11 protein-coding genes are annotated in these 13452 nt (G+C 56.6%); 9 read left to right on the top strand and 2 right to left on the bottom strand.

What is annotated here, in order from left to right; genetic code table 11:
* Window positions 1–3 precede the first annotated feature (3 nt).
* The gene (locus ACRY08_RS03345) at window positions 4–468 is read right to left on the bottom strand and encodes a MarR family winged helix-turn-helix transcriptional regulator (RefSeq protein WP_432448428.1); all 465 of its coding nucleotides are present in this window, start codon (window positions 466–468) and stop codon (window positions 4–6) included.
* A gap of 389 nt (window positions 469–857) precedes the next feature.
* On the opposite strand from ACRY08_RS03345, the gene ACRY08_RS03340 reads away from it, so the two are divergent.
* The 9 genes from ACRY08_RS03340 (at window position 858) to ACRY08_RS03300 (ending at window position 12630) form a co-directional block, all read left to right on the top strand.
* Complete coding sequence (locus tag ACRY08_RS03340; RefSeq protein WP_432448427.1) at window positions 858–1943, top strand: TRAP transporter substrate-binding protein; 1086 nt, start codon at window positions 858–860, stop codon at window positions 1941–1943.
* Between the two features lie 109 nt (window positions 1944–2052).
* Complete coding sequence (locus ACRY08_RS03335) at window positions 2053–3045, top strand: TRAP transporter small permease subunit (RefSeq protein ID WP_432448426.1); 993 nt, start codon at window positions 2053–2055, stop codon at window positions 3043–3045.
* A gap of 11 nt (window positions 3046–3056) precedes the next feature.
* Window positions 3057–5711 carry a TRAP transporter large permease subunit gene (locus ACRY08_RS03330; RefSeq protein ID WP_432448425.1) on the top strand — a complete coding sequence of 885 codons (2655 nt, stop codon included), beginning with the start codon at window positions 3057–3059 and terminating at the stop codon, window positions 5709–5711.
* Window positions 5712–5947: 236 nt separating this feature from the next.
* Window positions 5948–7534 (top strand): ABC transporter substrate-binding protein, encoded by a 1587-nt coding sequence (locus tag ACRY08_RS03325; protein WP_432448424.1) that lies wholly within the window; start codon window positions 5948–5950, stop codon window positions 7532–7534.
* A gap of 9 nt (window positions 7535–7543) precedes the next feature.
* A complete protein-coding gene (locus tag ACRY08_RS03320) occupies window positions 7544–8500 on the top strand; it encodes an ABC transporter permease (RefSeq protein ID WP_432448423.1) in 957 nt (318 codons plus the stop codon).
* On the top strand, window positions 8497–9312 hold the full coding sequence (locus ACRY08_RS03315) for an ABC transporter permease (RefSeq protein WP_432448422.1): 816 nt from the start codon (window positions 8497–8499) through the stop codon (window positions 9310–9312). The genes ACRY08_RS03320 and ACRY08_RS03315 overlap by 4 nt, the downstream gene beginning before the upstream one ends.
* Window positions 9309–10946 (top strand): ABC transporter ATP-binding protein, encoded by a 1638-nt coding sequence (locus ACRY08_RS03310; RefSeq protein ID WP_432448421.1) that lies wholly within the window; start codon window positions 9309–9311, stop codon window positions 10944–10946. The genes ACRY08_RS03315 and ACRY08_RS03310 overlap by 4 nt, the downstream gene beginning before the upstream one ends.
* A 158-nt stretch (window positions 10947–11104) precedes the next feature.
* Window positions 11105–11941, top strand: coding sequence for an alkaline phosphatase family protein (locus tag ACRY08_RS03305; protein WP_432448420.1), 837 nt, complete (start codon window positions 11105–11107; stop codon window positions 11939–11941).
* Window positions 11938–12630: a fumarylacetoacetate hydrolase family protein gene (locus ACRY08_RS03300; protein WP_432448419.1), complete on the top strand. Its 693-nt coding sequence runs from the start codon at window positions 11938–11940 to the stop codon at window positions 12628–12630. The genes ACRY08_RS03305 and ACRY08_RS03300 overlap by 4 nt, the downstream gene beginning before the upstream one ends.
* A gap of 131 nt (window positions 12631–12761) precedes the next feature.
* Here the strand turns inward: ACRY08_RS03300 and ACRY08_RS03295 are convergent, their stop codons facing one another.
* Window positions 12762–13427 carry a GntR family transcriptional regulator gene (locus ACRY08_RS03295; RefSeq protein WP_432448418.1) on the bottom strand — a complete coding sequence of 222 codons (666 nt, stop codon included), beginning with the start codon at window positions 13425–13427 and terminating at the stop codon, window positions 12762–12764.
* Window positions 13428–13452 lie beyond the last annotated feature (25 nt).

Below are 13452 nucleotides of genomic sequence, written 5' to 3'. Positions count from 1 at the left end.
TCCTCAGTTGGTCGTCAGGTGACGAATATTCGTGTGTATCTTGGCGGCGATCTTTGCAAACCCATGTAACTCGTCTTCGCTTAGGCCAAGAGTGTCGCAAAGCAGCGCGCGTGCCAGTGCAACCAATTCCGTGCGCTGGGCTTGTCCCTTTTCGGTCAGGGTCAAAAGCCAGGCCCGGCGATCATCCGGGTCGCGAGCGCGCTGGGCCAGCCCGTGAAGTTCCAGTTGGTCGGCTGCGACGGTCATGGTTGATGGTAGCACATTCATCTCGCGTGCGAGCGTTCCGATTCGCTTTGGGTGATCCAGTGACACCAGGATCTTGCGCTCAAAATGGGGCAGGTCACACGCGGCATCCGGCACGTCCATATTGGTTTCAATAAAGTGGTAAAGCGCGAAAACCCCAATCAAAGCGCGCAGCTCTGGTTCGGGCGGTGGGACAAGATACGGGTCTTTTTCAGGGCGGGTCATTGTGCACCAAATTCAACTCGACTGCCTCTCATTATAGTTCAGAAAATGAAATATCCAGAGAAGAAAGTAAAATTGCGGCCTTTTTGAGCAATTATGTCAGTCAGTTCACCTGCGACGAACTTGCCCATACGTAACCTCAAGCTTGCCATTGCGCAGATGCGAATCCTCGGCAATCATCAAGGTGTTAGGTCCAGTTTGTGGGGATATCACGCCGCAGCTGGCTCAGGCATGTCTGACCTCAACTGGTAAAAAAATATTACCAGTTGGCGAAATATCATTTGAAATCTGATTTTAGCTGCGTAGTAATTGGCGTGGCAGCGCGGGCTGGCCGTTGGTCGGGCTCGTGCTTCTGACAAGATCAGAATAAAACTCGGAGGAGAAATACCAACATGGAACGCCGTAAGTTTCTGAAGGGTGCAGCGCTGGGTGCCGGTGCAACCGCACTTGCAACCCCTGCACTTGCCCAAGGTGGCAAGACCCTGACCATCGTATCGACCTGGCCGCGGGACTTCCCGGGTCTGGGCATCTCGGCACAGCGCCTGGCCGCCCGGATCGGTCAACTGTCCGATGGCGCGCTGAACGTTGAATACTTCGCGTCGGGCGAACGTGTTGGCGCGTTTGATTCGTTTGACGAAGTTGCCTCGGGCAACGCGCAGGCCTATATCGCCGCCGATTACTACTGGACCGGCAAACACCCCGGTTTTGCCTATTTCACGTCCGTACCGTTTGGTATGTCGACCCCGGAATGGAATGCATGGATCCGCTTTGGTGGCGGTCAGGAACTGTGGGATGAGGTTTCGGGCGAGTTCGGCCTGAAGGCTCTGGCCTGTGGTTCGACCGGCACCCAAGCTGGTGGCTGGTTCAACAAGGAAATCGAAAGCGCCGATGACCTGAAGGGTCTGAAAATGCGTATGCCGGGCCTTGGTGGTCAGGTTCTGTCGAAACTGGGCGCCTCGACCGTGTCGCTGCCGGGTTCGCAGATCTATGAAAACCTTGTTTCGGGTTCGATCGACGCGACCGAGTGGGTTGGTCCCTATAACGACTACTTCATGAAGTTCTACGAAGCGGCCAAGTTCTACTACACGGCTGGTATGCACGAGCCGGGCGGTGGTCTGGCCTTCGGCATGAACAAATCGTGGTACGAAGGTCTGTCCGATTACGAGAAAGCCGTGATCGAAGCCGCTTGTGCAGAAGAGCACGCTTATGCGCATGACGAACTTATCGCCAAGAATGGTGAGTACCTGGCCAAGCTCGTGGACGAGCAGGGCGTGCAGGTGCGTTCGTTCAATGACGATGTCTGGGACAGCTTCGGTGAGGCGGCAGAAGAAGTGTTCGCGGAAACGCGCGACCACTCGGATCTGGCTGCGCGCATCAATGACAGCTTCCAGGGCAAGCTGCGCGAAATGGGCAACATGATGGCTCAGTTCGAAGTGGGCTACATCAACCAGCGCAACCGCGTGTTGGGTCTGGGCTGAACCACGACGTATAAATGAAATCAGAGCGGGGCTTCGGTCCCGCTCTTTTGCAAGGCGGCCGGTCTGGGTGTGAAAACCGGCAAAGCGTCTTCAGATCTCGGGGGAGCATATGGCAACCGATTTTTCCGACATTCCACGCAACGGCGAACCCGCCATTACGGCCCGGCTTTTTGCCTGGGGCATGCTGGGTTTCCTGTTTGCGTTTTTGGTGAATAACGCTCTTGTGGTCGGGTTTGGACTGCCGGGTGTGAAGCCGTTTTTCAACGGAAGCGCCACGGGCGGCAGCTGGGTGAACCTGGCGGTCTATGCCGCGTCAATCGGGGTCGCTGCGCTTTATGTTCTGGGCAGCCGATCTACATCGCTGCGCTGGGATGCGATGAAAATTCATCACTTCAACATCTACATCATCCGGGCAATGTTCTGGGCCGTGCTGCTGGTCGGGATTGCTGACAGCGCCGTGGCCTTCATGCGGGTCGAAGGTATCCTGAACGCCATGTTCGGGGATGAGACGGCCAAGCTGTTCAACAAGGCGCGCTGGGTTGGCCCATACATTCACATGCCATTGATCGCACTGGGCTTCTTGATTGCGCTGCGCTCGCGCACGTTGGGCTTTACCTGGCTTGCGTTGATGATCGTGGCCGCAGAGCTTCTGATCGTGATCTCGCGCTTTGTCTTCAGCTATGAACAAGCCCTGATGGGTGACCTTGTACGCTATTGGTATGCGGCACTGTTCCTTTTTGCCTCGGCCTATACGTTGTTTGAAGAGGGCCATGTGCGCGTCGACGTGCTTTATGCGGGCTTCGGGCGTACCACGCGCGGATTCGTGAATGCGTTTGGGTCGATTGCGCTGGGTATGAGCACCGTCTGGGTGATCATGGCGGTTGGCTTCAACGGCAAAACCGCAATCATCAACAGCCCGATCGTCAACTTCGAGATCAGCCAGGCCGGCGGCGTCGGCATGTTCATCAAATACCAGATGGCCGCCTTTCTGGGCGTCTTTGCCATCACCATGCTGATCCAGTTTGTCAGCTATTTCCTTGAGGCCGTCGCAGACCAACGCGACGAGCCCGGACACCGAGACGTCGCACCGGCGGCGCACTGAGGACCTGATTGATGGAATTCTACTTCCTTGCTCTTCTTATCCTGATCATGGCCGCAGCGCTTGGGTCAGGCTATCCCGTGGCCTTTGCCCTTCCCGGCGCGGCCATCATCACCATCGGCCTTGCGGCGGGTGCCGGCTATATCTTTGCAGGCTCAACTGATGCCTATTTCCATTCGGGTGGGCCAAACCAATGGCTGTCTGCGGGGGTGACCAACCTCAGGGGGGTCTATTGGGAGGTTGAGAGGGATACGCTTATCGCCATCCCATTGTTCATCTTCATGGGCATCATGTTGCAGCGGTCAAAAATCGCCGAAGACCTCCTGGTCGCGATGGCACAACTTTTTGGCCCGGTGCCGGGTGGTCTTGGTATCTCGGTTGTTTTCGTGGGCGCGCTCTTGGCGGCTACCACCGGGATCGTCGGGGCAACCGTTGTTGCGATGGGCCTGATCTCGCTGCCTGCAATGCTGCGCAACAAGTATTCGCCGTCACTTGCGACGGGTACGATTGCCGCGTCGGGCACGTTGGGGCAGATCATTCCGCCATCCATCGTGCTGATCATTCTGGCCGACCAGCTGGCATCGGCCACGGACCAAGCTTCGACTGCGCGTAAGGCTCTGCACAAAGAGGCGACGGGGGAGCTGTCAATGCCGTCCGTCTTCGATGTGGCTTCCACCTCGGCAGGCGAAATGTTCCTTGGCGCGTTCATTCCCGGGCTGCTCCTGGTGGGCCTGTATATGGCCTATATTCTGGTCTTCGCGATCCTGCGCCCGAAACTGGCGCCGGCTGTGCCCTACGAAGGCAAATATGACACCACCTTCGTCAAAACCATGCTGATCACGCTGGTGCCGCCTTTGGCGCTGATCTTCCTTGTACTGGGGTCGATCATCGCAGGTGTGGCCACGGTCAACCAAGCGGGTGCCATTGGTGCCGCAGGTGCGATGATCATGGCGGGATACCGACTGCCGAAAGCCGGTAAGTCACTGTATTATCCGGCCCTTCTGGCCATTGCTGCCTTGACGATGATTGGCTTTGTCCTAGCCAATTTCGACATGAACGTGAAGTCTATTCAAGACAGCACGGACATGCTGGGCATCATCCTTGGCGCCATTGCTGTCGTGATGTTGCTGGTGGCGCTTGTCTGGTCCTGCTGGCGCGTGATGAATATCGAAGACACGCTGGCGGGCGTCATGCTTGAAACCGCCAAGACGACGTCGCTGGTGTTCATCATTCTGCTGGGCGCGGCGATGCTGACGGCAGCCTTCCGCGCCTTTGGTGGCGAAGAGCTTGTGAAAGAGTTCCTTCTGAGCCTGCCCGGCGGCTTCTGGATGCAGTTCTTTATCGTGATGCTGGTGATCTTCATCCTTGGCTTCTTCCTCGACTTTATCGAGATTGCCGTGGTTGTTGTGCCCATCGTTGCGCCGATCCTGCTGGCTGACCCCGAAGCAAACATCACCGCAGTCTGGTTGGGCGTGATGATTGGTCTGAACATTCAGACCAGTTTCCTGACACCGCCTTTCGGCTTTGCGCTGTTCTATCTACGCGGGGTTGCTCCGGCGATTGTGAAGACCGTGCAGATGTACAAGGGCGTCATCGCGTTCATTTCGCTGCAGATCGCAGCACTGGTGATCGTGGGTCTGTACCCGCCTTTGGTGAACTACCTGCCCAACCGGGTGAGCTTCCTGTCTGAAAGCAGCCCGCCGCCGCGCAATCCCAAGCTGCAGCTCTGCCTTGAAGACTATGTAGGTCAGCAATTGGCACAAAGCACCGCCACGCGAGATGCGATTTCAGCAGCACGCGCCATGGATCTTTCTGTGCTGCCCAAGGATCTGGCCGGTGACCTGACCGACGGATTTGATGCGGCTGACACGGCACTTGTCGAGCTGGACAGTGCTTTTGCCTCTGCTGACGAAGTTTCAGCCGCTGCAGATGCTTATCGTCCGCAACAGAAGGTCGTGCGCGCGATCGAGAAGAAAGTTCGCCGCGCAGAAGCCCATGCGAAAGAGCTGTCGACGACGATCAGTCGGATGCGTGACGAAAGCCAAGCGTCAGCACGTGCAGCCCTTGAAGCAGAGGTCGCCGTTCTGCAGGCCGAGATAGAGCATCTGAAATCGGAAATCCCCGCAAGCTGGGCCGAAGTGAATGGCACATTCCAGAAGCTGACCAAGGCAGAGAACACCGCGCGCACCAAATATCGCCGCGCTGCGGATGCGGCCTATGAGGCGCCGCAGGCTGTTTTGGCTGTGCTGGATGCAAATGATGATTTTGCCGCAATGGAGCAACAACTGCGCGACATGAAAGCAACCATCATGACGGTCCCGGAAAAGGAAGCTGAGGGTCTTGTAAACGATCTTGCGAAGGCTTTTGGCAAGATCGAAGGCGCGGGCGATGTGAAGAAGGCGCTGGGCAAGGCCCGCAAAGCGCTGAAAGCCAAAACGCCCGATCGCGACAAGGCGATGGCCGCCTATGACGATGCGGTTGCGGCTTACGAGGCTCAGCTGGGCTGGCGCGCCTCTGCAGACAGTGCTCTTCGCTCCGGTCTGACGGTCTATGTGGATGGAATCAGTGACACGCTTGGTGTCCGTCAGCAGCCGCGCTTTACCAGAGAGCAAGCGCTCGAAATGGCGTCGTGCACCTCGTACCATCGGGATATTTCTCTGAACTTCTGATTGGTATCAACGAACTGAAAAGGCCGGGCATTTCCCGGCCTTTTTTCGTTTCTGGTAAGGCTGCATCGATGTCGCAGGCGCCAAGTTGAGTGTCGCTTTTTGACTTTGCATGTCGCAAACTTGTAACGCGAAGTCGGTATCCACCCTTGCGATATGCCTGCTTCTGGGCAACTCTGTTAGCGGAACCGATAAAAAAGGCGGACCACGAGTCACGCCGAACACTCAGGGAGCACTCAATGTCAAAAGAACTCGAATACCTGTCCAAGCGCGTGGCAGAACGTAAGATGTCGCGTCGCGATTTCATGGGGCGCGCCAGCGCGCTGGGCATGTCGACTGCTGCGGCAAGCACCATGCTGTCCACCGCTGCCATGGCGGCTGCACCCAACAAGGGCGGCACCATCAAACTGGGTATGAACGGTGGCGCAGGTACGGATTCGCTGGATCCGGGCCTTGTTGCGTCACAGACGCCGCGCGCTGCACTGGGCAACTGGGGTGATACGCTTGTGAACGTCTCGCCAACTGGTGAGATCGACATGCGCATTGCGGAAAGCATTGACAGCTCGGCTGACGCGAAAACCTGGCACTTCAACATTCGTCAGGGCGTTGAGTTTCACAATGGCAAAACCCTGACCGCAGAAGACGCGATGAAAACGATCGAGCGTCATTCGAATGAAGAATCCAAATCGGGCGCCTTGGGTATCGTAAAGGGCATCGAAAGCATGTCGGTCAGCGGCAACACTCTGACGCTGAACCTTGATACGCCGAATGCTGACCTTCCCTATCTGATGGCTGACTATCACCTGGTGATCCAGCCCAATGGCGGCATGGATGACCCCAATGCCGGGATCGGCACGGGCCCCTACCAGATTGAAAGCAACGAACCGGGTGTGCGCCACACCTTCACCAAGTTTGCCAATCACTGGGATGACAGCGTAGGGCACGCAGACTCGGTTGAGATTCTGGTGATCAACGACGCAACCGCCCGTATGTCGGCTCTGCAGTCGGGTCAGGTGCATATGGTGAACTCGGTCGATCCGAAGATCGCCAGCCTGCTGGATCGCGCACCAAACATCACCGTTCAGAACGTCTCGGGCCGTGGTCACTATGTGTTCATCATGCACACCGACACGCCGCCTTTCGACAACAAAGAGCTGCGCCTTGCGCTGAAATACGCGATCAACCGTCAAGAAATGGTGGACAAGATCCTTCGCGGCTATGGTGGCGTCGGCAACGATGTTCCGATCAACGCTGCTTACCCGCTGTTCGACGACAGCATGGAGCAGCGCGAATACGATCCGGTTAAAGCGGCCGAGCACTATAAGAACTCGGGCCACGATGGTACTCCGATCATTCTGCGTGTCGCTGAAACCGCCTTCCCGGGCGCTGTCGACGCGGCACAGCTGTTCCAGCAAAGTGCGGCCGCCGCTGGCATTCCGCTGGAAATCAAGCGTGAACCGAATGACGGCTACTGGTCGGAAGTCTGGAACAAGCAGCCCTTCTGTGCGTCTTACTGGACGGGCCGTCCGGTGCAGGATCAGATGTATTCGACGGCCTATCTGTCGACGGCTGACTGGAATGACACCCGTTTCAAGAACGCCGATTTCGACAACATGCTGCAGGCAGCCAAGGCCGAGCTTGATCCGGTTAAGCGTAAAGAGCTGTACAGCAACATGGCACGCATCCTGCATGACGAAGGTGGCGTGATTGTTCCGATGTTCAACGACTTCATCGACGGGGTCAGCAACGACATCGGTGGTTATATGCCAGATCCGAACGCCGAACTGATGGCTGGTCTGGCAGCTTCGCGTTGCTGGTTGAAATAAGGCCAGCTCATGCATCCCGTCCTTAAACTGGTAGCTCAGCGCCTTGCGCTGAGCGCCCTTCTGCTTCTTGCGGCTTCGGTGCTGATTTTTGCGGGCACCACCATCCTGCCGGGTGACGTCGCACAAAACATCCTTGGACAGTCCGCCACGCCCGAAAGCCTTGCGAACCTGCGCAAAGAACTGGGCATGGATCAGCCCGCCACCACACGCTACTTCAATTGGCTGTTTGGTGCGCTGCAGGGTGATCTGGGCACGGCTCTGACCAATGGTCGTGACATTGTTGATAGCCTTGGCGGGCGTCTGAAAAACACGCTGTTCCTGGCGTTCTGGGCCGCAGTTGTTGCCGTGCCATTGGCCATTTTCCTTGGTCTATTGGCTGTGCGCTATCGCGAACGTTGGCCCGACAAACTGATTTCGGCGGTGACTTTGGCGTCGATCTCGGTACCTGAATTCCTGATCGGTTACGTGCTGATGTTCTATGTCGGCGTGAAACTGGGCTGGGCGCCCACCGTGTCCACGATCTATGACAGCATGTCTCTGGGCGAGAAGCTCAGCGCGATTGCGCTGCCTGTGACTGTTCTGACCATGGTCGTGCTGGCGCATATGATGCGTATGACGCGTGCCGCCATTCTGAACGTGATGCAGTCGGCCTATATCGAAACGGCTGAACTGAAGGGCCTGACAAGCTTTCAGGTCATCGCACGCCATGCGTTCCCAAATGCCATCGCCCCTGTCGTGAACGTGGTCATGCTGAACCTCGCGTATCTTGTTGTGGGCGTTGTGGTTGTCGAGGTGGTCTTCGTCTATCCCGGCATGGGCCAGTATCTGGTTGACCACGTGGCCAAACGTGACGTGCCCGTTGTGCAGGCCTGCGGCCTGATCTTCGCGGCGGTCTATATCGGGCTGAACATGGTGGCTGACATCGTGTCGATCCTGGCGAACCCAAGGCTGAGGCATCCGAAATGACAAGAATACCTCCTGCGGCCTTGATCGGCCTGTTTTTCACCGGGCTGTATTTCTTTGTGGCAGTCTTTGCCCCATTGATTGCGCCTTACTCTATGACCGAGATCGTTGGTGATGTCTGGGAGCCGTCCTCGTCAGAGCACTGGCTGGGCACCGATAACATTGGGCGTGATCTGCTGACCCGTATGATCTATGGCGGGCGGACGACGATTTTCATCGCCACCGCTGCGACGATCCTCAGCTTTACACTCGGTTCAATCCTTGGATTTACAGCTGCAGTGGTTGGCGGTTGGATTGATCAGGCAATGAGCCGCTTTGTCGATCTGATCATGTCGATCCCGACACTGATCTTCGCTCTGGTTGTGCTTTCAGTCATGCCGGTGACACTGTTCATCTTGATCCTTGTGATGGGACTGCTGGATTCGACCCGTGTCTATCGTCTGGCCCGCGCGGTCGCCGTTGATATCAACGTCATGGATTTCGTTGAAGCTGCCAAATTGCGCGGCGAGGGGCGTCGCTGGATCATTTTCCGCGAAATCCTGCCCAACGCGCTATCGCCTTTGGTGGCCGAAATGGGTCTGCGCTTTATCTTCGCTGTTCTCTTCGTGTCGACACTTTCGTTCCTTGGCCTTGGCGTACAACCGCCCAATGCTGACTGGGGTGGCATTGTGAAGGAAAACAAAGACGGCATTGTTTATGGCATCCCGGCAGCGCTTGTGCCTGCCGTGGCCATTGCGACATTGGCGATCTCTGTGAACCTTGTCGCCGACTGGGTGCTGAACCGCACCACCAGCCTGAAAGGAGGCCGCGGATGAGCGACAAGCTTTTAAAGGTCGAAAACCTGAAAATCGGCGCGCGTATCTATCCACCCGGCGAAAAACCCAAGGATATCGAAATTGTCCACGGCGTTTCGTTTGAGCTTGAGAAGGGCAAGGTGCTTGGCCTGATCGGTGAAAGCGGGGCGGGGAAATCCACCATCGGCCTTGCCTCGATGGCCTATGGCCGGGGTGGGGTCGAGATCACCGGCGGCAAAGTCTGGGTCAACGGTCGCGAGATCATTGGCACCAGCCTACGCGATTTGCGCAAGCTGCGCGGGACCGAGGTGACCTATGTCAGCCAGTCCGCTGCCGCCAGTTTCAATCCGGCCAAGAAGATCATGGAACAGGTGATCGAGGCGTCTTTGCACGCGGGCAAGTTCACCAAGAAAGTCGCCGAGGCCCGCGCGATTGAACTGTTCACCAAGCTTGGCCTGCCGGATCCCGAAAACATTGGTGATCGCTATCCGCACCAGGTTTCGGGCGGTCAGTTGCAGCGCTGCATGACGGCGCTGGCGCTGTGTCCCGAGCCTGATCTGGTGGTGTTTGACGAACCAACAACCGCACTTGATGTGACCACTCAGATCGACGTTCTGATGGCGATTAAAGAAGCCATTCGGGACACCGGTGTGGCTGCGCTCTATATCACGCACGATCTTGCGGTGGTGGCGCAGGTCTCGGATGAGATCATGGTGTTGAAGATGGGTGACATGGTCGAACATGGCACGACAGATCAGATCATCAACAACCCGGTCGAGGAATATACCCGCGACCTGGTGTCTGTCCGGTCGACACAACATGATGGCAAGCCGCCCACGGACACACCTGTTCTGACGGTGGAAAATGTCACCGCCCGATACAAGGGCACGAATTTCGACGTGTTGCATAATGTCTCCATGGAACTGCATCCCGGCCAGACGCTGGCTGTGGTGGGGGAAAGCGGGTCAGGAAAATCGACAACCGCGCGTGTGATCACCGGGTTGCTCCCCCCACGAGAAGGAAAAATCCATTTTGACGGGCGTGACCTGTCTTCGGATTTGGAAGGCCGTTCGCGTGAGGACCTGCGCGAGCTGCAGATGATTTATCAGATGGCAGATGTCGCCATGAACCCGCGCCAGACCGTTGGGACGATCATCGGTCGGCCTTTGGAATTCTATTTCGGCATGAAAGGTGCCGAAAAGAAGAAGCGGATCATCGAGCTTCTGGACGAGATCGAAATGGGCGAAGCTTTTATCGATCGCTATCCAGCAGAGCTTTCGGGCGGACAGAAGCAACGTGTCTGTATTGCCCGCGCACTGGCGGCCAAACCCAAAGTGATCATCTGCGACGAAGTCACCTCGGCGCTTGATCCTTTGGTGGCTGATGACATCCTGAAACTTCTGGAAAATCTGCAAAAGATCGAAAACGTGGCCTATCTGTTCATCACCCACGATCTTGCGACGGTGAAAGCCATCGCGGACAGTATTGCTGTGATGTATCAGGGGCGCGTCGTGCGCTATGGCCCGAAGGCTGAAGTGCTTGCGCCGCCCTTTGACGACTATACCGACCTGCTGCTTAGTTCCGTTCCTGAAATGCGGCTTGGCTGGCTGGAAGAGGTTGTCCAAAACCGCAAGATGGAAAGTGCAGGCAACTAGGGTCGGCGGCAAGATCCAGACGAGGGCATCGCATTGATGCCCTCGTTTTCGTTGCGAAGATCAAAACCGACATCAACTTGGCGCGTATGTTGCATAAATCTGTGATTGGGGGCGCTTAGGGTGAGGCAACGTAATGCGCAATCTGGAAGGGCGCAGACATGGACAGAAAACTCCTGCTTCTTATCATCGACGGTGTGCCGTATCGCAATTGGCGCCGGTTATTTGGCAATCTGGAAGGTTGGGTGCAATCCGGCGACGCCAAATTGCTCAAGATGCGCGCGGTGCTGCCGTCGACCTCGGCCAGCTGTTATGCTTCGATCCATACCGGGGTCACCCCGCAGGAGCACGGCTGCACGGGCAATCATGACGTCTTTCGCCTGTCACATGACGACATTTTCAGTCAGGTGCGTAAGGCAGGTGGCGTGACGGGGGCGGTCACGCATTCCTTCTGGTCCGAGTTCTTCAATCGTTCGCCTTTCGACGTGGTGCGTGATGTGGAATATGACGAGCCAGACAGCGACACCATCAATCACGGCCGGTTCCACACAATGTCCGGCTATGGGATGATCAACCAATGCACCCCCGCGGATGTCGATCTGTTTGGCACGCTGACCATGCTGTGCGAGCGCAAGAAGATCGACTACGGTATCCTGCACACGTGTACGCTGGACAGTATGGGGCACCGATTTGGGCATGACTGTCATGAAATGGATGATGCCTGTTTCAAGATGGATGAACAGATGGCCCCGTTCATCAAACGCTGGCGGGATCAGGGTTATGAGGTGATCGTGACCGCTGATCACGGCCAAACAGATCGCGGTCATCATGGCGGTCATGAAGATGTGCAACAGGATGTCGCGCTTTACTATTTCGGGGATGCAACGATTGCGGATGACAGTGATATTCTGTGCCAAACGCAATTGGCGCCAACTGTTTTGTCTCTGATGGGCGCGCCGGTCGCAGACACGATGAATGGAAAGGTGTTTCTTAAATGACTTGGGCAATTCCCGCATCGGCACAACCGTTTTTACCCGTGGCCGGGTCCGATCAAAAGTTCCCAGTGCGCCGGATCTATTGCGTTGGTCAGAATTATGCAGCCCATGCGCGTGAAATGGGGTCAAACCCAGACCGCGAGTTGCCGTTCTTTTTCTCAAAGCCTGCTGACACCTTGGTGCCGGATGGCGCAACCATATCCTACCCGCCCGGCACATCGAACCTGCATCACGAGGTTGAACTGGTGGTCGCCATAGGCACCGGCGGGCGCGACATTGCCGTCAAGGACGCGCTGGATCACGTCTGGGGCTATGCAGTGGGAAATGATCTGACCCGGCGAGATATCCAGGCCGAGGCGAAAGCGGCCGGGCGTCCATGGGATATGGCGAAAGGTTTTGACCATTCTGCGCCCTGCGGAGAGTTGCATCCAGTCGGTGAAACGGGACATTTCAAACAGGGTCGGATTGCGCTGTCGGTGAATGGTGAGGCAAGACAGACATCTGACCTGTCAGACTTGATCTGGTCGGTTGAGGAAGTGATCGCGTATCTGTCGTCATTGGTGGAACTCATGCCCGGGGATTTGATATTCACCGGTACGCCAGAAGGTGTTTCTGAATTGACCCACGGTGATCACTGCGTTGCAGAGATTGACGGCTTGGGCCGGGTCGAGACACATATTGAAGCGGAATAGGTGGATGAGTTTCTGAGGACGAACGGGTTCCCCACGTGTTTTCCCAAAGTCTCAGACACCGCGTCGAACCCGAGAACGGCAGGGTTTGTCGCGGACAGATAATCAGCGACCCAAAGTAAAGCGTGTCCCTGTTAACGCGTCAGGCGCGCGAGGTTTGACAACAAGCTGTCGCGCGCACCAAGAATATGCGCCCGTGTCAGGTCTGCAGCAGCTTCGGCGTCACCGCGCTCGCACGCGTCCTGGATCTGGCTGTGCTCGTTGTTTGCCCGCATCATGCCATCGCTCAGGACCAGCTGCGCGCGCAGGTAACGGTCAATTCGGTTCAGCGCGTTGTCGATGGCTTCGATGTGATAGGTCAACCCGCTGGCCTCATAGAGGGTGGCGTGAAAACGTCGGTTCAAATCACCCCACTCCATCGGGTCTGGTGACTTGGCAAATGCATCACAATAGGTGCGCGAGGTTGCAAGGACTTCAGGCGTCATTTTGGGAACCGCGACCCCAATCAGATGCGGTTCCAGCAAAGCACGAAAGTCAAAAATCTCTGACGCTTCCTCTGGTGACAGGGATGACACCACAGCGCCCTTATAACGCTGAGATTTCACCAATCCGTGCTCTTCCAGACGTAAGATCGCCTCTCGCACCGGTATGCGGGACGTGTTGAACATTTTTGCGATCTCGTCCTGCCGAAGAGGCGTCCCAGCGGTCAGCTCTCCTTCGACGATCGCCTTCTTGAGCGAATCAAAAATGATCGACGTGGCCGAGGCTGTTTTCGAAATATCCACGGATTTTAGCTGCATCGAGGGGTCTCCTTCGGCGCAGATT

Source organism: Aliiroseovarius marinus, from assembly GCF_050881025.1.
GTDB classification, from domain to species: Bacteria; Pseudomonadota; Alphaproteobacteria; order Rhodobacterales; family Rhodobacteraceae; genus Aliiroseovarius; species Aliiroseovarius marinus_A.
Note: the sequence above shows the minus strand (reverse complement) of the source record. Positions and strands in the feature narration are given on the sequence as shown.